24 protein-coding genes and 1 tRNA gene are annotated in these 19,619 nt (G+C 29.4%); 1 reads left to right on the top strand and 24 read right to left on the bottom strand.

All coding sequences use genetic code 11. The annotated features are described in order from the left end of the window. Positions 1-3 precede the first annotated feature (3 nt). The 22 genes from udk to FDT66_RS11945 all read right to left on the bottom strand — a co-directional run bounded on the left by udk (position 4) and on the right by FDT66_RS11945 (position 16,333). Positions 4-609, bottom strand: a complete 606-nt coding sequence (gene udk / locus FDT66_RS12050) for a uridine kinase (RefSeq protein WP_138536878.1) — start codon at positions 607-609, stop codon at positions 4-6. Positions 610-679: 70 nt separating this feature from the next. Then, positions 680-1,681 carry an NAD(P)H-dependent glycerol-3-phosphate dehydrogenase gene (locus tag FDT66_RS12045; RefSeq protein ID WP_138536876.1) on the bottom strand — a complete coding sequence of 334 codons (1,002 nt, stop codon included), beginning with the start codon at positions 1,679-1,681 and terminating at the stop codon, positions 680-682. 145 nt (positions 1,682-1,826) lie between these two features. Next, positions 1,827-1,900, bottom strand: a tRNA-Thr gene (locus tag FDT66_RS12040). A gap of 151 nt (positions 1,901-2,051) precedes the next feature. Next, complete coding sequence (locus FDT66_RS12035) at positions 2,052-3,356, bottom strand: cryptochrome/photolyase family protein (protein ID WP_138536874.1); 1,305 nt, start codon at positions 3,354-3,356, stop codon at positions 2,052-2,054. A gap of 1 nt (position 3,357) precedes the next feature. After that, on the bottom strand, positions 3,358-3,822 hold the full coding sequence (locus FDT66_RS12030; protein WP_138536872.1) for an SRPBCC family protein: 465 nt from the start codon (positions 3,820-3,822) through the stop codon (positions 3,358-3,360). 1 nt (position 3,823) lies between these two features. Next, the gene (locus FDT66_RS12025) at positions 3,824-4,285 is read right to left on the bottom strand and encodes a TspO/MBR family protein (RefSeq protein ID WP_138536870.1); all 462 of its coding nucleotides are present in this window, start codon (positions 4,283-4,285) and stop codon (positions 3,824-3,826) included. Position 4,286: 1 nt separating this feature from the next. Then, a complete protein-coding gene (locus FDT66_RS12020) occupies positions 4,287-4,460 on the bottom strand; it encodes a Lacal_2735 family protein (RefSeq protein WP_138536868.1) in 174 nt (57 codons plus the stop codon). Between the two features lie 94 nt (positions 4,461-4,554). Then, positions 4,555-5,028 (bottom strand): glutathione peroxidase, encoded by a 474-nt coding sequence (locus FDT66_RS12015; RefSeq protein WP_138536866.1) that lies wholly within the window; start codon positions 5,026-5,028, stop codon positions 4,555-4,557. Positions 5,029-5,031: 3 nt separating this feature from the next. Beyond that, on the bottom strand, positions 5,032-5,715 hold the full coding sequence (locus FDT66_RS12010; RefSeq protein ID WP_138536864.1) for an SDR family NAD(P)-dependent oxidoreductase: 684 nt from the start codon (positions 5,713-5,715) through the stop codon (positions 5,032-5,034). A gap of 7 nt (positions 5,716-5,722) precedes the next feature. Then, the gene (locus FDT66_RS12005; protein ID WP_138536862.1) at positions 5,723-5,938 is read right to left on the bottom strand and encodes a hypothetical protein; all 216 of its coding nucleotides are present in this window, start codon (positions 5,936-5,938) and stop codon (positions 5,723-5,725) included. Positions 5,939-6,015: 77 nt separating this feature from the next. Further along, positions 6,016-6,243, bottom strand: a complete 228-nt coding sequence (locus tag FDT66_RS12000; protein ID WP_138536860.1) for a hypothetical protein — start codon at positions 6,241-6,243, stop codon at positions 6,016-6,018. Between the two features lie 2 nt (positions 6,244-6,245). Beyond that, positions 6,246-6,944 (bottom strand): GTP cyclohydrolase I FolE, encoded by a 699-nt coding sequence (folE, locus tag FDT66_RS11995; RefSeq protein WP_138536858.1) that lies wholly within the window; start codon positions 6,942-6,944, stop codon positions 6,246-6,248. Positions 6,945-7,004: 60 nt separating this feature from the next. Further along, positions 7,005-7,277 (bottom strand): TIGR03643 family protein, encoded by a 273-nt coding sequence (locus tag FDT66_RS11990; RefSeq protein WP_138536856.1) that lies wholly within the window; start codon positions 7,275-7,277, stop codon positions 7,005-7,007. A gap of 11 nt (positions 7,278-7,288) precedes the next feature. After that, positions 7,289-7,723, bottom strand: coding sequence for a hypothetical protein (locus tag FDT66_RS11985; RefSeq protein WP_138536854.1), 435 nt, complete (start codon positions 7,721-7,723; stop codon positions 7,289-7,291). Between the two features lie 127 nt (positions 7,724-7,850). Next, positions 7,851-9,332, bottom strand: coding sequence for a cryptochrome/deoxyribodipyrimidine photo-lyase family protein (locus FDT66_RS11980; RefSeq protein ID WP_138536852.1), 1,482 nt, complete (start codon positions 9,330-9,332; stop codon positions 7,851-7,853). After that, positions 9,322-10,854, bottom strand: a complete 1,533-nt coding sequence (locus FDT66_RS11975; RefSeq protein WP_138536850.1) for a cryptochrome/photolyase family protein — start codon at positions 10,852-10,854, stop codon at positions 9,322-9,324. Before FDT66_RS11975 ends, FDT66_RS11980 begins: the two co-directional genes overlap by 11 nt. 33 nt (positions 10,855-10,887) lie before the next feature. After that, the gene (locus FDT66_RS11970; protein WP_138536848.1) at positions 10,888-12,198 is read right to left on the bottom strand and encodes a DASH family cryptochrome; all 1,311 of its coding nucleotides are present in this window, start codon (positions 12,196-12,198) and stop codon (positions 10,888-10,890) included. Then, positions 12,168-12,308, bottom strand: a complete 141-nt coding sequence (locus tag FDT66_RS11965) for a DUF2256 domain-containing protein (RefSeq protein ID WP_138536846.1) — start codon at positions 12,306-12,308, stop codon at positions 12,168-12,170. Before FDT66_RS11965 ends, FDT66_RS11970 begins: the two co-directional genes overlap by 31 nt. 2 nt (positions 12,309-12,310) lie before the next feature. After that, positions 12,311-13,732 (bottom strand): SDR family oxidoreductase, encoded by a 1,422-nt coding sequence (locus FDT66_RS11960; protein ID WP_138536844.1) that lies wholly within the window; start codon positions 13,730-13,732, stop codon positions 12,311-12,313. Positions 13,733-13,744: 12 nt separating this feature from the next. Beyond that, on the bottom strand, positions 13,745-14,362 hold the full coding sequence (locus FDT66_RS11955; RefSeq protein ID WP_138536842.1) for a flavin reductase family protein: 618 nt from the start codon (positions 14,360-14,362) through the stop codon (positions 13,745-13,747). Then, a complete protein-coding gene (locus FDT66_RS11950) occupies positions 14,362-15,666 on the bottom strand; it encodes an ABC1 kinase family protein (protein ID WP_138536841.1) in 1,305 nt (434 codons plus the stop codon). The genes FDT66_RS11955 and FDT66_RS11950 overlap by 1 nt, the downstream gene beginning before the upstream one ends. Positions 15,667-15,676: 10 nt before the next feature. Then, positions 15,677-16,333 carry a TetR family transcriptional regulator C-terminal domain-containing protein gene (locus FDT66_RS11945; RefSeq protein WP_138536839.1) on the bottom strand — a complete coding sequence of 219 codons (657 nt, stop codon included), beginning with the start codon at positions 16,331-16,333 and terminating at the stop codon, positions 15,677-15,679. 239 nt (positions 16,334-16,572) lie between these two features. Here FDT66_RS11945 and FDT66_RS11940 point away from each other — a divergent pair, with 239 nt between their 5' ends. Continuing rightward, positions 16,573-17,634, top strand: coding sequence for a formylglycine-generating enzyme family protein (locus FDT66_RS11940; protein ID WP_246034864.1), 1,062 nt, complete (start codon positions 16,573-16,575; stop codon positions 17,632-17,634). 86 nt (positions 17,635-17,720) lie between these two features. On the opposite strand, the gene FDT66_RS14070 is transcribed toward FDT66_RS11940, so the two are convergent. Both FDT66_RS14070 and FDT66_RS11935 read right to left on the bottom strand, forming a co-directional pair. Continuing rightward, positions 17,721-17,894, bottom strand: a complete 174-nt coding sequence (locus tag FDT66_RS14070; RefSeq protein WP_171032380.1) for a hypothetical protein — start codon at positions 17,892-17,894, stop codon at positions 17,721-17,723. A 28-nt stretch (positions 17,895-17,922) separates the two neighbouring features. After that, a complete protein-coding gene (locus FDT66_RS11935; protein ID WP_138536835.1) occupies positions 17,923-19,614 on the bottom strand; it encodes a T9SS type A sorting domain-containing protein in 1,692 nt (563 codons plus the stop codon). Positions 19,615-19,619 lie beyond the last annotated feature (5 nt).

Raw genomic sequence — 19,619 nt, 5'->3', positions numbered from 1 at the left:
GAATTATAGGCGTTCGTTAATTACGGTTCTAACAATATCTATGGCTACAGTATTGTATTTGTCGTTTGGTATTATTAAATCTGCGAAATTTTTAGTGGGTTCTATAAATTGTTGATGCATGGGTTTTAACGTTGTTTGATAACGGTTCAGCACTTCATCTAAATCTCTACCTCTTTCAGAAATATCTCTTTTTAATCTTCTAATTAAACGTTCATCTGTATCTGCATGAACAAATATTTTAATATCAAACAAATCTCTTAATTCTTTATTATTTAATATAAGAATTCCCTCTACTATAACTACTTTTCTTGGATGCGTTTTTATAACATTTTTTGTTCTGTTATGAGTAACGAAAGAATAGACAGGTTGATTTATAATTTTGCCTTGTTTTAAAGCTTTTAAATGTTTTATAATGAGTTCAAAATCAATAGCTCTAGGATGGTCAAAATTTATTTTTGCTCTTTCTTCGTAAGGCAAATTGTCGGTTGCATTATAGTAAGAGTCTTGTGAAATTACACAAACTTCATCTGTTGGTAATTGTTTAATAATTTGATTTACAACAGTTGTTTTTCCACTTCCTGTTCCGCCTGCAATTCCAATAATTAGCATAAAAAATTATAATTTTAATAATGGCTTCGTTTAAAAAAGTAAAGATATTATAAATAAATAAAATTTAAGTTTATCCTGGTTCTTTTTCAGAACCAACTTCGTGTGTAATTAATCCTTTAAAAGCGTCAAAAACGGTGTTTCCTTCATATAAAACCTTGTAAACTTCTTTGGTAATTGGCATATCTACATTGTAATCTTTTGCCAATTCCATTACAACCTTTGTAGTTTTTACGCCTTCAGCAACTTCATTCATGTCGTTAATTATATCTTCTAGTTTTTTTCCTTTACCTAATTGAAAACCAACATGATGATTTCTACTTTTTGAGCTTGAGCAAGTTGCAATTAAATCGCCTAAACCTGTTAAACCAGCAAAAGTTCTTTGTTTTCCTCCCATAGCTATTCCAAGTCTTGTTAATTCTGATAAGCCTCTTGTAATTAAAGCAGAACGTGTATTGTCTCCTGCATTTGCACCATCTCCCATACCAGCAGCAATAGCCATAACATTTTTTAAAGCACCTCCTAATTCACTTCCAATAACATCTGTATTGGTATAAACTCTAAATAAACCAGAACTAAAAACAGTTTGTAGTTTTTGTGCAATTGTTTTATCTACCATAGAAATTACTGCTGCTGCAGCTTTCCCAAAATGAATTTCCTTTGCTAAATTTGGTCCTGTTAAAACTCCAGCAGGATGCCCAGGCATAATTTCTTCTATGATTTGAGTCATTCTCATTTTTGTAGAAATTTCCAAACCTTTTGCTAAACTTATAATAGGAACCCATGGTCTTATATACGGTTTTGCTTCCAATAAAACAGCTCTAAAATGTTGAGAAGGAATTCCCATAACAATTACATCTGCATGTTCAATAGTTTCTTTAATTGAAGTAGTTGCTTTTAAACCTTTATGTAGTTTTGCATTAGGCAAATACTTTTCATTTGAGTTTAATTCGTTAATTTCTTTTACCGTTTCTGGGTTTCTAGCCCAAAGCAATGTTTCACTATTTTTAGATGTTAACGACGCAACAGTAGTTCCCCAAGAACCACCACCTAACAAACCAACTTTTAACTTCATATTAAATTGTTTTTTATTAAAAAAAGAGTGTTAAATGCAAGATACAGTTTTTTAATATTTTAAAAACTATGTTTTGAAATCTTAATGAAAACTCTTTAAGGAAAATAAAAAAGTCTCAAAAATTAATTTGAGACTTTTTGTGAAGAGCCGATGGAGGGACTCGAACCCACGACCTGCTGATTACAAATCAGCTGCTCTAGCCAGCTGAGCTACATCGGCTTTTAAATTAAGAGTTGGCAAATAAAATATAAAATTTGAAATTGACCTAAAAAAAAATGATTTTTTTTACATGAAAAAACTTCAATGTTAATTGAAGTTTTTTAATTCTTGTAATTTTATATTTTCTATTTCAAAATATGTTTTTTTGTTATCAATTCAAAGCTTCTTTGTAGGTTTTTAAACAACGTTCTCTAGCTTCTTTATGATCAACCATTTCTTCTGAGTAATCATCAGTATTGTATTCTGGTACCCATTTTTTTATGTATTCTAAGTCTTTATCAAACTTTTTAATTTGTGTTGTTGGATTAAAAATTCTAAAATATGGTGAAGCATCTACACCAGAACCTGCCACCCATTGCCAATTACCAACATTACTTGCCATTTCATAATCATGTAATTTTTCTGCGAAATAAGCTTCTCCCCATCTCCAATCGATTAATAAATGTTTGCATAAAAAACTCCCAACCAACATTCTTACTCTATTGTGCATAAACCCAGTTTCATTTAATTGGCGCATTCCTGCATCTACTAAAGGATAACCAGTTTGCCCTTTACACCATTTTTTAAATTCTTTTTCGTTATTTCTCCATTCAATTCTATCGTATTTAGCTTTAAAAGCTTCTTTATGTGTATCTGGGAAGTGCCATAAAATTTGCATAAAAAACTCTCGCCAAATTAATTCTTGCCAAAAGATTTCGTTTTTTTCTGAAGTGGCTTTTTTAATAATTTTTCTGATACTAACCGTACCAAAACGTAAATGTGGCCCTAATTTGGAAGTAGCATCTTTTGCAGGAAAATTACGTGTGTCTTCATATTCTTGAATTAAAGTGGGTGTGACATCATATTCTTCAATTTTTTGTTTAGATTTTGTAAAACCCAAATCTGATAATGAAAGATTAGGTAAACGCGTGTTTTTTATTAAGTTTTTTAAAAATGAACTGGTATAGTAAATATCTAAATTATAAGTTTTAAATTGTTCTTTCCAAACTTTCATATATGGTGTGTATACCACGTAAGGGTCTCCATCTTTTTTTACAACTTCATCTTTTTCAAAAATTACTTGGTCTTTAAAAGTCTTAAAATTGATGTCATTTTCTTCTAATAGTTTTTCAATTTCTTCGTCTCTTTCTTTTGCATACGGTTCATAATCTCTGTTTGTAAAAATAGTATCTATTTTATAATCTTTTATAAGGTTTTGATAAATTTCTTTTGGAGCTCCGTGAAAAATAGCCAGACTACTTTCGTTTTCATCTTGCAAAGTTTTTCTCATTTTTTGCAATTCATCAAAAATAAAAGTGACTCTTGCATCGTCTTTTGGTAGTTTGTCTAAAATGTTTTCATCAAAAATAAAAATAGGAAGTACTGGGTGTTCACTTTTTAACGCATTGTAAAAACCTACATTGTCATCTAATCTTAAATCGCGTCTAAACCAAAAAATGTTTATTGTGTCTTTCATATTACTTGTATTCTCCAAAAAGTTCTACCAATTTTTTTTGCCTGTATTCAAATATTTCTTCCAATTTTGGTTTTACTAAAAAAGGATGTACCATTTGTCCTAAAATTCCCATAGGAACTTTGTAATCTATAATATCTTCCATTTCTACACCACCATCAATTTCTTTGATAAAATGTTTATGATGCCATAAAGCATAAGGGCCAAAACGTTGTTCGTCTACAAAATATTCTTTGTCTTTTACATGAGTAATTTCTGTGACCCATTTTGTTTTTATCCCTAAAATTGGAGTTACAATATACTGAATTATTTGTCCAGGAAACATAGGTCTGTCTGCTCCTGAAAGAATATCAAAACTCATATAGTCTGGAGTTATGGTTTTTAAATTCTTTGGATTTGATAAGAATTCCCAACCTTTTTCTAAAGAAATTGGTAGGTTTTGTTTTCTGTGAAATGTGTATATTTTCATTTTAATTGTGTATTAAAACATAAAGATTTAAGGAAGTTGCAATGCACAACCAAATCATGTATGGGAGTAATAAATATTTGTATTTTTTTACTTTATTACTCAATTTAAAAAAGTAATAAAATAGGAGGGAAGTAAGTAATGTTATGTTTATCAAAGCAAATAGAACTAAGTGCTGATTGAAGAAAATAAAATTCCAACTTACATTTAGTATAAATTGAAGTAGAAAAATGAGTTTCATTTTCTGTGTATTTTCTTCAGTAAATAATTTGCCTAAATAAATTGAAAAACAAATCATAATCAACGTCCAAGCAACAACAAAAACCCAACTTGGAGGAGTCCAAGGCGCCTTATTTAAATTAATGTACCAATCTGTCATTGATCCATTTTCCATGAGCCAATTTCCAATGGCTAATCCACCAAAATTGATAATTAAAAATAAAATGGTAACCTTTAATTGTTTCATTTTAAGACTTTGCTTTCAGTTTTTCTATTTCTTTTAATAGATTGTCTGCTTCCAAATACTTTTGATCACTATCACTTCTGTTAATAGATTGTAGTTTAAAACCTTCTTCCATCAATTTTTTATATTTTTCTTGTAATTTTTCTACTGCTGATTTCTTTTTGAAAAGTCCGAACATAGCATTTGTTTTAATTAGAATTTGTTTGTTCGAGCGCAGTCGAGAATTATAATTTCATGAACCTCTCGACTGCGCTCGAGGAGACAGGTTATTTTTATTTTAGGTGTTTAGTTATTTTAGAACTCAATGGTTTTGTAATTGAAAAATAATAATCGATTAATTTTCCTTCAGGAGAAACTAAGTATTTTTGAAAATTCCATTTTACAGTTGAACTCTTTTTGTTATTGAATTCTCTACTTGTTAACCAAGTATATAAAGGATGTTGATTTATACCTTTTACATCTACTTTTTCTGTTATTAGAAAAGAAACTCCGTAATTTACTTCGCAAAATTCTTGAATTTCTGAAGCGTTTCCAGGTTCTTGTTGTCCAAATTGGTTGCATGGAACTCCAATTACTACTAAATTATCTTTGTATTGATTATTTAGTTGTTCCAACTCTTTATATTGTGATGTAAAGCCACATTTTGAAGCGACATTTACAAACAAAATGAATTTGTTCTTGTATTCAGTTAAATCAATAGCTTTATTTTGTAAGCTATTGATTTTGATGTCGTATATATTTGTCATGATTTAGATTTTGAAACTGACAATTCCGCAATCTAGTTCGAAAATTTGTCCGGAAATAGACGCTGCTTTATCAGAAATTAAGAAGGTTGCCAAATCTGCAACTTCTGTAGGTTGTAAGTATTTTTTAAGAGGATGACGTTCTGTGATGTTTTCTATCATACGTTCATTTCTTAAAAGTTTGGATGCTAATTCTGTATTGGTAACAGTTGGTGCAATTGCATTTACACGAATTGTTGGTGCAAACTCAGCACCTAAAGATTTTGTTAAGCCTTCTACAGCAGATTTCGCAGCAGCTACACTCGCGTGAAAAGGCATCCCTAATTTGGCTGCAACTGTGCTAAATAGTAAAATATTTGGGTTGTTCCCTTTTTTTAATGAAGGTAAGTAATGTTGTATAGCTTTTACAGCACCAATTACATTAATTTCAAAATCGTTTCTGAAATCTTCTAATTTTAATCTTGAAATTGGTTTTAAGTTAATGCTTCCAGGACAATAAATTAAAGCATCTATGGTATCAATATCTGGTAAAGCGTCTTCTAAAATATTGCAATTATGATGAGTGAGATTAGTGTGAGGCTGCAAAGGAGCAGATCTACTGATGTTAATAACTTCGTTTTGCTCAACTAAAGCATTTACAATTGCGTTTCCAATTCCTTTGCTTCCTCCAATAACTAATATTTTTCTCATAGTGCTTTTAAGGTCTTCCTTTCAAGCGTTTTTCAATTTTTTGTTTTACAACTGTTAAACGCTTCATTAAATCCATTAATTCTGGATCTTTATCTTTTTTATATTCTTCGTTAAGCTCTAATACTAAAGCTTTTACTTCTCTTGATGCTAAAATTCTATCACTTGTAGTTTTAAATGAGAATTTTCTCGTTTCAAACTCTACTGCCTTTTCTTTTAATGTCATTATCTTATGTATTCGATTTTTATCTAATTTTCGAATATAATTATAATTGTTAGAAAAGCAAGTAAAAAGTGAATTTATTATGCAGTTAAGGGTTTTCCCTTTAAACGCTTTTCGATTCTTTGCTTGATTACTGTTAATCTTTTCATGATATCCATAATCTTTTGGTCTTTGTTTTGTTTGTAAAATTCGTTTAAACTTAAAACCAAATCTTTAGCTTCTCTTGCAGCCATAATGCGATCGCTGGTTGTTGGAAATCTCATTTTTCTTGTTTCGAATTCCATGGCTTTTTCCATTAATTCTTTCATAATTAGTAATTTAATGTATTTTGTAATTCTGCTATTTTTTCTTGATTGTTGAATTTTCCTCCAAAATAAGAAGTAACTGTTGAAGAGGTATCGTCTTTTATTCCTCTAGAAGAAACACATAAATGTTTTGCATCAATAATTACGGCAACATCTTCTGTATTTAAGATTGCTTTTAATTCTTCTGCAATTTGGTTTGTTAGTCTTTCTTGAACTTGAGGTCTTTTTGCATAATATTGTACAATTCTGTTCAATTTAGAAAGACCAATTACTTTTCCTGAAGAAATGTAAGCAACATGAGCTTTACCAATAATTGGTACGAAATGGTGTTCGCAGTTAGAGTAAAAAGTAATATTTTTTTCAACCAACATTTGATTGTATTGATATTTATTATCAAACAAAGCAACTTTTGGTTTGTTTGCAGGATTTAAACCACTAAATATTTCTTCAATATACATTTTGGCAACTCTTTTTGGAGTGCCTTGTAAGGAATCGTCTGTTAAATCCAACCCCATTACATTCATTATTTCTGAAAATAAATGAGCAATTTTTTCTTTTTTTTCTTCATCAGAAATTTCAAATGCATTTGGTTTCATTGGAGTTTCTAAACCTGTAAATAAATGGTCGTCTCCTACTTCTTCAAATGAAAAGCCGTTTAATTTTTCTGAAAATTCTTTTTCTTTTGTTATTACTTCTGTAATCATTTTTTGTCTTTTTTATGTGCTGTCTTTAAGTACTCTAACCTTAAAAGCAAAGCACGATTTTTATCTTTTTGCTATAGAGTTGTTTGATATTTGTTTTTGTCTAGAACATTTGAATCTGCCTTTTTCAAAGGTTCTTAATTTTTCATGTTTGGTTTTTCTTCCTTGTACTCTTTTTCGCCACATTTTAAAGCTTTTGGGCTTCATTTCTCTTCGCATTAGATCAATAACTTCTTGTTCTTTTAAACCAAACTGAAACTGAATTGCTTCAAAAGTTGTTCTGTCTTCCCAAGCCATTTCTATTATTCTATCAATTGCTATACCATTTAAAACCATACTTAATCAGTTTAATTTATAGTGTCATAAAATTCGTAATTCTTATCGTTTTCGATTTTTAAATCAACTAGTTTTGCAATAAATTTTTTATTTTCTTTTAGTAGTTTGTTGTTTGTAAACCTCACAAAATTACCTTGAGCATGAACACTAAAACCATCTGTTTTATACATGTATAATTGATAAAAAGGAATTGCCCAACTGAAGTTTTTTAACCCTTTATTAATGTGAATAAGAATTCCTTTTTTTCTGATTTCGATATTTGCATAATTGATATCAGAAACTGTATTCATGATGTTTTTAAAGCCTTGACTTACTTCTGTAACTACCATTCTTTTAGAACCTACACCTTTCATTTTTATAGCTTCTATAAAAGAGTAAGGTGCTCCAACCAAATCGTTTATTGTAGTTTCTGCATCTTTATTTGTATGTGTTGTATTAAAAATCACACTCAAAGATACATAAAATATATTTTTGTTTAACTATTTATAAATAAAGATAAACAAAAATTATGAAAGTATTAACAAAAACACCTTCTATTTAGGTTTAATAGATTGATTATAAAGTAATTATTCTTTATACCATTTTATTACTACTTGTAATGGTGTGTTTTTTTAAAATTCTTCTATTTTCTGCTATAACATCAGGATTGTCTTTCATTTTCCAAAGAATTTCAGTTGCTTTTTTACGGGTCAAATTAATGTCTACAATTGTTTTTGGGTAGTTTTTACCTAAATGAAAGTTGTTAAATTGCTCGTCTAAAGAAGTCATTAAATAAGGCTCGTGAATAAATGCAGTGGGTAAATTCGCCAATTCTGGAACCCATTTTTTTATAAAAGTAGCATCTTCATCATGTTCTTTGCTGTTTTTAATGGGGTTGTAAATACGAAGCGTGTCTAAACCAGTTTCACCAGAATTCATTTGTAATTGAGGAAAATGAATACCGGGTTCAAAATCTAAAAACATTTGCGATAAATGTTTGCTAGCATCTTGCCAAGGTTGCCATAAAATATGTGTAAAAAAAGAAACTATTAGTGCGCGCATTCTAAAATTTAAATAACCAGTTTCATTTAAACAGCGCATACTTGCATCTACCAAAGGGAAACCTGTTTGTCCGGTTTTCCAAGCTTCTTGGTATTTTTCTGAGATACTTTTTTTTAATTTTCTAAAACCTTTATTTAAACTCACTTTTTCCATGGTATGCTCCATTTCAAACTTTTGAATAAAATGAGCTTGCCACCTTAAACGAGATATAAAAGCATCTAAATGTTTTTTATTGTTATTGTTTTTAGCTTCGTTTGCTTTTTGAAATATTTGTCTTATGGAAACATTTCCCCATGAAATATAGGGCGATAATCTGCTACAACTTTCTCTTGCCAAAGCTGGTTTCGAAATATTGTACATGTATTGTTTATGCCTTGTTTCAAAGAAAGTTTTTGCGTATTTCCAAGCTGTTTTTGTGCCTCCTTTTTGAAAATTTTTTGAAGGAGTTGTTTGTAAATCAACAACAGTAAATCCTTTTTTTAAATTGGCAATTTCTGTTGAAGATACAAGTTTTTCTGATTTTAAATTTATTTTTATTTGATTGGCATTCATGTATTTTTCCCAATGATGAAACCAATCTTCTCTATTTAATAAACCTCTTAAAATTGCATTGTTTTTATTTTCTTTCCATTTAATGGAGTTGTTTCTACAAAATCGGGAAAAATCTTTATCTCTATTGTATGTTAGTAACAAACCTGTTTCTTGGTGCGAAAAAACAGTATTTATTTTATAGGTGTTTAAAAGCTGATTAAAAGTGGTTGTAACTTCGGAGGAAACGCATAATATTTCCGAATCAAACGCTTTTAAATCTTCATTTAAATCTACTAAAGATTGTTTTATAAAATTCCAATGACGCTCACTATAGTGAATGTCATCTTGTAAAGATTTTTCAAAAACGTATATAAAAAGAACTCTTTTTTTTGAGGTCAGCGCATTGTAAATCGCTTCGTTATCCTGAATTCTTAAATCGCGTTTAAACCAAACAACATTTATTTCTTCTCTGTTAGTATTCATTCAAATTTGTTAAAATATGGTTTGCTTTTTCTTTGATTTTTACTCTTTCGTCTGATGACATTTTATGAAGTAAACTGTACATCATTTTCATTCTAAAAATTCCTGAAAGTTGTTCTTGTTTTTCGTCTAGAAAATTCCAGTACAAAGTGTTAAATGGACATGCGTTTTTTTCGAATTTTTTATTTTTTTTATAGAAACATGTATCACAATAGTTACTCATTTTATGAATGTAACTTCCGCTAGAAACGTATGGTTTTGTAGCAATTTTACCTCCATCTGCAAATTGGCTCATACCTCTTGTGTTTGGTAATTGTACCCACTCAATAGCATCTACGTAAATGCCTAAATACCAAGCATCTACTTCATCTGGATGAATTTGAGTTAATAAAGCAAAGTTTCCGGTAATCATTAAACGTTGAATATGGTGTGCGTAACCATTATCTAATGAATTGTTAATGGCATTTTTAAGACAATTCATTTTTGTGTTTCCAGTCCAGAAAAAATCGGGTAATTTATTGGTGTTTTTAAGTTGATTTTCTTTTTTGTAATCTGGCATTAGCATCCAATACATACCTCTCATATATTCACGCCAACCTAATATTTGCCTAATAAAACCTTCTACTTGAGAAATATCTATTGTTTCTTTTTCAGCCCTGTAGGTTTCTAGAACTTTATTAATAATTTCTTTCGGAGAAATCATTTTTGTGTTCATGGCAAACGAAATTCTAGAATGGAAAAGATAATAATGATCTGTATGCATTGCATCTTGATAATCACCAAAATGTACCAATAAATGTTCGCAGAAATAATTTAATTGTGCTAAAGATTGTTTTCTGCTAATGGGATATTCAAAATATTTAGCATTAATTTTTCCTGTGGATTTTATATCAGCTTTTTCAATGTCAGCAATAATATCTTCCACATTTATGTCAAAGGTTTTTGCTGGTGGAATTAAAGCATCTCCTTTCCATTTTTTTCTGTTGCTTGCATCATAATTCCATTTTCCACCTTCAGGTTGATCGTTTACTATTAAAATTTGATGTTTTTTTCGCATTTCACGATAAAAAGTTTCCATCAAAAATTGTTTTTTCCCCTTAAAAAAAGTTTTTAAATCGTTTCTTTCAGTATAAAAATGCTCTGTTGAAAATACTTGATTTTCTATTGATAAAGTTTTGCAATAATCTTTTAATTGTTTGTCTAAACGATATTCATCTGGTAATTGATATTCAAATTTTTCAATATTATTTTCCTTAATTAAAAGTGATAGGTTATCTGTTAAACTTTGGGTATTTTTTTTATGGTTTATTTTAAAGTAAATAACGTTATGATTTGCTTTTTTTAACTCTTCTGCAAAGTTTCTCATAGCTGCAAAAAAACCAACAATTTTTTGAATATGATGTGTTGTATAATCTGTTTCTTGTCGCATTTCAAAAAAACAATAGATTGTATTTTTATCTGTTTTATCATACCAAGAGTGCTCGCTGTTTAATTGATCTCCAAGAAGTAAGCGAAGTGTTTTCATAGTTTTATATTTTAAAATAATGCCAGCTTTTTACTAGAACAAGGTTTTTTGCAACCACAATTTTCTGAACTTATAATTTGCATCATAACGTTCTGCTTGTAATTTTGTGTTGAATTTTCGATCTCTTGGATCATTTCCAACACCAGCAACATACATCCAGTTTCCATAATTGCTATGCACATCATAATCTATTAACAACGATTCGAAATATGCAGCACCAATTCGCCAATCTTGTAATAATTCTTTGGCAAAATATGAGGCAACATTTTGTCTTCCTCTGTTGCTCATCCAGCCAGTTTCTTTTAGTTCTATCATGTTGGCGTTTACAAAATCGTCTTCTGTTTTTCCATCAATCCATTTTTGAATAGTTTCTGAATCGGAATTCCAATGATATTCTTTTTCTAAAATTCCACCAATTTTAAATATTTTTGAATGATACTTTAAGGATATGTATTTAAAATAGTCTCTCCAAATCAATTCAAATATTACCCAATAAGTAGATTGATTTGCCCCAAATTCAGCTTCAAATTCTTTAATTTTCCAGTAAATAGTTTTTGCTGAAATACTTCCGTTTGCTAACCAAGCAGAAAATTTTGTACTATAATCTGTACCAACTAAACCGTTTCTGGGTTTTTTATAAAAAGCAACTTTTTTAGTTTCAAAAAAGTAATTGTTTAGTCTTTCTAATGCTGAATTTTCTCCACCAGAAAAAGGGAAAGCAGTTTTTTTGTTTTCTTCAAAGTTTTGAAAACCTATCTCTGTTAAAGTTGGAATTTTTGTGTTATTTTCAATTAAATTAGTATCTGAAAGCTTTTGAATAGTATTAAGTTCTTGAATTTCCACTTTTTTTTCTAGCTTCTTTCTGAACTGTGTAAATACATTCGGAATTTTAGAAAAATCTGTTACAACTGTATTTGGATGATATAAAAACTGGTCATAATCTTCAATAAAAGAAACATTTTCAGGTATCGTATTCTTTATCAAATTATTGGTATCAACTTCTTCCTTTGTCCATTCTTTTTGAGTGTATATGGAGTCAATGGAAAACTGGCTACAAATTGTATGAATTTTATCTTCTGGAGCATCAAAATAGGTAAGTAGCGTAATGTTTATATCAGAAAGGTTTTTTTGTAAATCGGTAATTGTTTCAATTAAAAACTTTGCTCTAAATTTTGCAGTTTTTTGGAATCCAAATTCATCAATTTTAAAATATTTTGGATCAAAAAAATATATTGCAATTATGTTTTTATGATTTTCTGTTGCTTTTTTTAATGAGCTATTATCATTTACTCGTAAATTATTACGAAACCAAACTAAACCTGTTTTTTCTTGTTTCTCCTGCATTTTTCGCTACAATATTTTACTTCTACCCAATTCTTTTCCCATTTTTTTCGCCAAGTAAATGGTTTTTCACAAACCAAGCATATTTTTTCAGGAAGATGTTGTTTTTTCAAAACTACTTGTTAATGTTATTTATCATTCCATTAAATACAAACCAATGGAAAGGCATTACTGCATACCAATACAATCTTCCAGCCAATCCATGAGGTCTAAAAGTTGCTGTTTGATATAAAATACCGTCTTCAATTTTAAATTCTAACCATGCTTCTCCTGGTAAAACCATTTCTGCATAGAGTAGGAGTTTGCCTTTTTCTTTATCAGCATAAATCACTCTCCAAAAATCTAAAGCATCTCCCGCATTTAATTGTGTTGGATGTCTTCTTCCTCTTCGTAAACCTGCACCACCAAAAATTTGATCAATAAATCCTCTTATTTTCCATAAAAAGGTTCCATAATACCAACCAGTATCTCCACCAATTGCCCAAATATTATTTAGAGTTCGTTCTTTATTAGTTACTTTTCTCTTTTTAAAATCTTTAAAACAACCGTACTCAGGAACATTTATAAATTCATGAACATAATTTTTTAACTTACCACTGCTTACATAAGAATCTTTCCAGCTAGAAATAATACTATTTTGCTCGATTTTTTTAAAAGCTAATTTTACAGCTTCTTTATATGACATTGGATTTACGTCCAAAATTTTATTAATGTCACTCTTTTTTCCTATAACTTCTACACCCATAGAGTTTACCAAAGAACTTGCCAATTTATAAGAAGTAGATGTTACAAAATACAACCAATAAGAAGATAATTTTGGTGTCATTACAGGAACTGTAATGATGGTTCTCTTTAGTTTTCTTACGCCTGCGAATTGTAATAACATTTCTTTATATGTCAATATTTCTGGACCAAAAATATCGTAAGAAGTGTTGTATAATTCTTTTTTATCAAGAGCCTTATGTAAAAATGATAAAACATCTCTAATGGCTAAAGGTTGTGTTTTGGTATTCAACCATTTTGGAGCAATCATTGCTGGTAGTTTTTCAACCAAATCTCTAATAATTTCAAAGGAAGAACTTCCAGAACCTACAATAATTCCTGCTTTAAAAGTGGTTAAAGCATACTTATTTGAACTTAGTGTGTTTTCGACATTTTTTCTTGATAATAAATGTTTAGATAATTTAGTATCGTTTGTAATTCCGCTTAAATAAATGACTTGTTTTACTTGCGAGTTTTCTGCATATCTTTTAAAGTTGAAAGCACATTTTTCTTCTAAAACGTGAAATTCTTTAGCAGAATTAGACATAGAATGAATTAAATAGTAAGCAACATCTATATCTTTTGAAATGGCATTTAAGGTATGACCATTCAAAAAATCGGCTTCAATTAATTCTATATTTTTTTGATTTTTGTAATAATTTAGAGCTCTTTTTTTATCTCTAACAGGGCAAATTATGGTATGACCGTCATTTAATAATAAAGGAATTAGTCTTTTACCAATATATCCAGTTGCTCCTGTAACGAGAATTCTCATAAGATTGTAGTTCTATTTTTTTGGTCTTTGATAAGATAATTGTTTCTTGAATTTTGGAATTGCATATGTGTCTAATCCATTTATGGTTGCAATATTTCCTAAAGATAAATTTATCAAACCATCATCTTGTAAAAGTTCATCTTTTATATACAACTCTTCAATTTGAGAAACAATAAGCATCACATCATTTGAAGGCACATAAATTTCTTCAATAAATTTCATACTCATTTGAACAGGGCTGTTTTTTACAAAAGGTGCTTTAAAATCACCTTTAAATTCAGCTTCGAGATTTGTCATATCAAACTCAGATATTTCTTCTGGATATTTTGCTGAAGTATGGTGTGCATCATCAATAACATCTTCAAAAATATGATTGATGGTAAAAAAACCTGTTTCTTTAATATTTTTATGGGTATTTCTTGGAACTGTTGTTGGTCTTAAAATAAAGCCCAAAGTTGGTGGGTTTGAGCCCAAATGAATAACAGAACTAAATACAGCAACATTAGTAATGTTTTTTTTAGAAATAGAGCCTAATAAATTAGCAGACTTAAAACCAGAACAGCTGTTTATCAAATTTATTTTATAAATTTTTTCTAAACTATCAATATCTTTTCTATTAAAAAATGCCATTATAAAGATTTGTAGTTATTTATTTTTACATCTTTCGCTTTTAAGTCATGCATTAAGTTGTACAAACCAAAAAAGGTTCTATTTATATATATAAAGTGTTTAGAGCCTCTATTGCCATTCATATTTTTTAGCTCTGTACTTTTTGAATATTTTGCCCCTAATTCAGAAAGTTTCCCAAAAAATACTTCGTCAGAAAAATCAAAAGTTTCTTGGTGGAAAGGTTGTGTGAAAAGGCTTAACATTTCGTGAAACATAGCTCTAAAAAAGATGAGTTCTTCTTCTGAATCATCTTTTCTTAAAATTTCTAATTCAAATAATTTTTGTTCAAAATATGCTGCATTTGCTAAGTTTTCTTTTTTAGCTAATTCAAAATAAGGAACATAAAAATCATTAGGAATGGTTTTCATACAGCCAAAATCAATTACAATCAACTCATTTTCTGGAGAAATCAAGAAGTTTCCTGGGTGAGGATCTGCATGAACTTTTTTTAAGTTATGAATTTGAAACATGTAAAAATCCCACAGAGCTTGACCTAATTTATTGGCGACTTCTTGGTTTTTGAATTTAAATTCCGACAAATGAACTCCATTCATCCAATCCATAGTAATTATTCTATCTGAAGATAATTCTGGATAATAATTAGGGAAATTTAAATTTGGTATATGTTTACAAGCATCTACAATTGCTTTACTTTGCTCAACTTCTAAAACATAATTCGTTTCTTCAACCAATTTGTTTTCAACCTCTTTAAAATATTTATCAGAGTCTTTTCCTCTAATATTAAACATTTTAATAGCTATTGGTTTTACTAATGATAAATCTGAAGCGATACTTTCTGCAACTCCTGGGTATTGAATTTTAACAGCTAATTTTTTACCATCTTTTTCTGCTTTATGTACTTGCCCAATGCTTGCTGCATTTACAGAAACGTCATTAAATTTATCGTAGATTTCGTTTGGATTTTTTCCAAAATATTTTTTAAAAGTTTTGGTAACTAATGCAGGTGATAAAGGAGGAACAGAAAATTGAGAAAGTGAAAACTTTTCCACGTATGCTGCGGGTAAAATACTTTTTTCCATGCTTAACATTTGTGCTACTTTTAAAGCACTTCCTTTTAGCTTTTTTAAACCATCGTAAATATCTTCTGCATTATTTTCATTCAATCTTGCTTTGGCTTCAACTTCTGTTTTGGTAATTTTATCTCCATAATATTTTAAATAATTTACACCAATTTTTGCTCCAGTAGTTACTAGTTTACTGGCGCGTTGCATTTTTGATGTTGGTATGGAATCTATCGTTTTCATGGTTTTTTATTTAGTTAAAATTCACTTTTTCTTTTAAAATGAATTTTCCAAAATCAATAATACTTTTCAGAGGTTTTATGTCCATCAAATCAAAACGTGCATTTATTGACTTTTCGATAAAAATATCTGTTTTTTCAAAAGAAGGAGATGTATCATCTAACCAAAATTTTAAGGTTATTAATAAATGCATCCACGAAGATTCTTTGATAGAAGTATTTTGAATTTTCTCTAATGTTTCTTGTTTTAATTCAATTCTTTCAATATTTAAATCTTCAACAAATTGTATGTATTGCTTACGTAAGTTCTTTAAAGACTTTAATTTTTTAATATCTTTTTTATTATTTTCTAGTGCATAAACCACGTAACTTCTGTTTGCTGTTAATATTTCAAAAAAGGTAAAATAGAAAATTAGTAGTTTATTTCTGGCATCATAATTTTCAAACTCTTCGCTTTTTTGTAAAACCGTTATGGTATGATTAAAGAATTCTGAAAAAATAGCTTCTTCAATAGCTTCAAAAGAACCATAAAATTTGTAGAAATCACTTTCTTCAAAATTATTGTCTTTTGCAAAACTAAAAACGGATTTTGGTTGATGGTTGTTTTCAAGTACAAACTCCATGTACCAATTAATTAACTGATCTTTACTTATATTTTTTTTTCGGGCCATGACTTTTATGAATTTTATGTAAAGATACGAATGTTTAATAAAATTTAAGTTTTGTTAAACAATAATGTTTTGTTAAATAAGTTTTGTTTAGTGTAAGTGACTATAGGCTTTAATAATGGGTGAATTTTTCATAAAATTCATTTCTATCTAGCAATTCAATCTGTACATTTGTAATATTAATAACTACTAAAAAAATGTAAATGTTTAATACATATAAAAACTGTTTGAAGTTTGTTTTCGTGTTCGTTTTTTTTATTTCATGTGATAAAAAGAAAGAAACTAAAACCGATGTTGAAAATAAAAATAATACAGAAGTAAATGCAAATATTACTGATCCAGAAGGAATGGTTTGGGTAGAAAGTAAAACTTTTTTAATGGGTGCAAAAGAAGGAGATAAATTTGCTATGATGCGTGAAAAACCTGCACATAATGTGTATGTTGATGGTTTTTATATTGATGCACATGAAGTAACCAATACACAATTTAGAAAGTTTGTAGAAGCTACAAATTATATAACTACTGCAGAAAAACCTATTGATTGGGATGAAATAAAAAAAGATTTACCACCAAATACACTTAAGCCTGCAGATTCAATTTTACAACCAGGAAGTTTAATTTTTAATAAAAATGCTGGTAAAGTAGTTTCTATGAATAATTACCAGCAATGGTGGACTTGGAAAATTGGTGCTAATTGGAAGCAACCAGAAGGTCCTGGAAGTACTATTGAAGGTAAAGATAATTTTCCTGTTGTACATGTTAGTTATGACGATGCTTTAGCATATTGCAAATGGGCGAATAGAAGATTGCCTACGGAGGCTGAATGGGAGTCTGCAGCTCAAGGAAACAATAAAAATAATACATTTGTTTGGGGTAATGACGAAAGTGCTTTAAATTCAAATGCAAATACTTGGCAAGGTCAGTTTCCAACTAATAATATTTCTGAAGACGGTTTTGAATATATTTCACCAATAAAATCATATCCACCAAACAATTTAGGAATTTATGATATGGCAGGAAATGTATGGGAAATGACAACAGATTTGTTTAATGTAAACTACTATCAAAGTATAAACCCTAATGAAGTTTTAAAAAATCCAAAAGGAGCTGAAAAATCATATACACCTTCAAATCCATATCAATTGGAACGTGTAATGAAAGGTGGTTCTTTTTTATGTCACGAATCATATTGTGCGAGTTATCGAATTTCTGCAAGAATGGGAATGGAACCAAGTTCTAGTTCTGATCACATTGGTTTTAGAACCGTAGCAACAAAAGAAATGGTATTGAATCAAAAAAAATAAAGATTAAATTTCTTTATTTTTAATATCTGTACATAAAAAAACCAACTCATTTTGAGTTGGTTTTTTTTATGAATTTATAAGATTATTTAAAACCCTGTTCCAGGAGCTTCAGGACTTTGTGCCTGTGCTTTTTGAGGATTTAAAATCATATATGTTCCTAGTGCAGTTAAGGCTGCGTATTTACCGTAATTACCAATTTTTTTAATAGCGTCTTTACGAGAAATTTGTTCTTGTTGAGTGTTTTTTATATTTTTTTTCATGATTTGTATCGTTTTAAAAATTTTTAATCTATTCTAAAATAATTTTTTTGCTCAACTTTCCACTATTGCTTTGTAACTGAACAATGTAAACTCCTTTTGCTAAAGATGGTAATGCAATATCTTTTGCTCCATTAGCAGTAAAAGATGTACTTAATACTTGCTTACCTAAAATATTAAAGATATTTACAGATGCTTCTCCATTTTGTAAACCAGCTATTCTTAAGTTATTATTGTTGGTATTGTAAATGCTTACACTGTTTAAAATCTCAGTATCTGTACTTAATGCTTTAGAAGCTGTATGCATGTAAAAACGTCCAGTTCCATTTGATGCATCATCTAAAGTAACTTTGTAGTTTGCATTTGCTTCGTCTAAACGTGTAAACGTATTTAATAGTCTATCTTCTAAATACACATTAATTCCTTTTGGTAAGTTTTGAGCATTAGCAGTGAACGTTATTTCTTTTCCTGCTTCTGCAACAACTCCAACTGGAACAATCATATCTTCATAATTTGAGTTTGGTAAAGATTGTATTGCTAAATTTTTACCTGTATTATTTTCAACCAATTGGGTAGAAATTTCTAAATTATTAACAGAATAACCGCTAAAAGTTGAACTATCGTAGCCATTATCAAAACTCTTACTTGTACCATCAATATATCTTACAGAGGTTTTAGAGACATTAACTCCGTTTGAAATATTTAATTCTACTTGAAATCTATTCACTGATGGTTTAAAGAAAATACCACTAGCTACATGTGTTTGCATATCTTCAGTAATGCTAAAATTTTCAGTTGCTGCACCGCCATTTTTTGCTTTTACAAAGAAACCTTGAACTGGTGCAATACTAAAACCTGTATCACCTAAATTTCTAGTAACAAAAGTACCTGAGGCATTATCATAAAACCAAAGTGTATTTTCTTCTAAAACTGCAGTATTTACAGTTAAAATATTGTTAGTTGCGTCTCCATCTGTATTTGCAAATAATGAGGTAGTATATGGGTTTCCAACCAAATTGAAACCATTTCCACCACCAGAATTATCTGTTATTGGAATTGAAACATTTCCTGTATTTATTTGACCTTGAAATTTGAATTGCTGGTTACCTGATACTGGAGCGTCAACTAAAGCTGCGTAACCTTGCCCGTCTGTAAAATTTCCAGCTGTTGTAGCAGCAGCGTCTGTATAATATGTATATTTGGATCCAGATGCATTTACATCATTATAAAAACCTATAGAATTTTCTAAACTAGCATTTTGTCTTATGACACTACTACCTGTAATAAAATCAGAAATTGATGCGTCCGTGAGAGGTGATGAAATTAAATACCAATTATCAGCGTTTGGTAGTTGAGGTCTATAATTCGCAGTAACATCTCCTCCTGTGTATGTTCCTTTTAATATAAGTGAACCCATTTCTTGATTATTAGCTGTGTTAAATCTAATTACGTCGTTATTAACTAAATTTCCGTTAATAGTTAATGACTTTCTTGTATTTATCAATAATTGTCCATTTGGAGCATTTACCGTAATGTCATTAGCGGCTTCATTTGTAGAAGTCACCTTTACTTGATGTTCTATTATTACATTATCAGCAGCTGTTGGTACGATACCACCAACCCAAGTTGTAGTTTGATTCCAATTTCCATTTTGCGCAGATGTGATTTGCGCTTTTATACCAATTGAGGCTAAAAAACATAGTATAAGTAGTGCTTTTCTCATAATTT

This window comes from Polaribacter aestuariivivens, assembly GCF_005885675.1.
Taxonomy (GTDB): Bacteria; Bacteroidota; Bacteroidia; order Flavobacteriales; family Flavobacteriaceae; genus Polaribacter; species Polaribacter aestuariivivens.
Note: the sequence above shows the minus strand (reverse complement) of the source record. Positions and strands in the feature narration are given on the sequence as shown.

Excerpts from the sequence above, each read along its gene's own strand:
- FDT66_RS12000 (WP_138536860.1), bottom strand. The coding sequence starts at position 6,243 with ATGAAAGAATTAATGGAAAAAGCCATGGAATTCGAAACAAGAAAAATG.
- FDT66_RS11945 (WP_138536839.1), bottom strand. The coding sequence starts at position 16,333 with ATGGCCCGAAAAAAAAATATAAGTAAAGATCAGTTAATTAATTGGTAC.
- FDT66_RS11975 (WP_138536850.1), bottom strand. The coding sequence starts at position 10,854 with ATGAAAACACTTCGCTTACTTCTTGGAGATCAATTAAACAGCGAGCAC.
- FDT66_RS12030 (WP_138536872.1), bottom strand. The coding sequence starts at position 3,822 with ATGAAAATATACACATTTCACAGAAAACAAAACCTACCAATTTCTTTA.
- FDT66_RS12020 (WP_138536868.1), bottom strand. The coding sequence starts at position 4,460 with ATGTTCGGACTTTTCAAAAAGAAATCAGCAGTAGAAAAATTACAAGAA.
- udk (WP_138536878.1), bottom strand. The coding sequence starts at position 609 with ATGCTAATTATTGGAATTGCAGGCGGAACAGGAAGTGGAAAAACAACT.
- FDT66_RS11970 (WP_138536848.1), bottom strand. The coding sequence starts at position 12,198 with ATGCAGGAGAAACAAGAAAAAACAGGTTTAGTTTGGTTTCGTAATAAT.
- FDT66_RS12015 (WP_138536866.1), bottom strand. The coding sequence starts at position 5,028 with ATGACAAATATATACGACATCAAAATCAATAGCTTACAAAATAAAGCT.
- FDT66_RS12035 (WP_138536874.1), bottom strand. The coding sequence starts at position 3,356 with ATGAAAGACACAATAAACATTTTTTGGTTTAGACGCGATTTAAGATTA.
- FDT66_RS14070 (WP_171032380.1), bottom strand. The coding sequence starts at position 17,894 with ATGAAAAAAAATATAAAAAACACTCAACAAGAACAAATTTCTCGTAAA.
- FDT66_RS12005 (WP_138536862.1), bottom strand. The coding sequence starts at position 5,938 with ATGACATTAAAAGAAAAGGCAGTAGAGTTTGAAACGAGAAAATTCTCA.
- FDT66_RS11950 (WP_138536841.1), bottom strand. The coding sequence starts at position 15,666 with ATGAAAACGATAGATTCCATACCAACATCAAAAATGCAACGCGCCAGT.
- FDT66_RS11935 (WP_138536835.1), bottom strand. The coding sequence starts at position 19,614 with ATGAGAAAAGCACTACTTATACTATGTTTTTTAGCCTCAATTGGTATA.
- FDT66_RS11955 (WP_138536842.1), bottom strand. The coding sequence starts at position 14,362 with ATGGCATTTTTTAATAGAAAAGATATTGATAGTTTAGAAAAAATTTAT.
- FDT66_RS11980 (WP_138536852.1), bottom strand. The coding sequence starts at position 9,332 with ATGAATACTAACAGAGAAGAAATAAATGTTGTTTGGTTTAAACGCGAT.
- FDT66_RS12010 (WP_138536864.1), bottom strand. The coding sequence starts at position 5,715 with ATGAGAAAAATATTAGTTATTGGAGGAAGCAAAGGAATTGGAAACGCA.
- FDT66_RS11960 (WP_138536844.1), bottom strand. The coding sequence starts at position 13,732 with ATGAGAATTCTCGTTACAGGAGCAACTGGATATATTGGTAAAAGACTA.
- FDT66_RS12045 (WP_138536876.1), bottom strand. The coding sequence starts at position 1,681 with ATGAAGTTAAAAGTTGGTTTGTTAGGTGGTGGTTCTTGGGGAACTACT.
- folE (WP_138536858.1), bottom strand. The coding sequence starts at position 6,944 with ATGATTACAGAAGTAATAACAAAAGAAAAAGAATTTTCAGAAAAATTA.
- FDT66_RS11990 (WP_138536856.1), bottom strand. The coding sequence starts at position 7,277 with ATGGTTTTAAATGGTATAGCAATTGATAGAATAATAGAAATGGCTTGG.
- FDT66_RS12025 (WP_138536870.1), bottom strand. The coding sequence starts at position 4,285 with ATGAAACAATTAAAGGTTACCATTTTATTTTTAATTATCAATTTTGGT.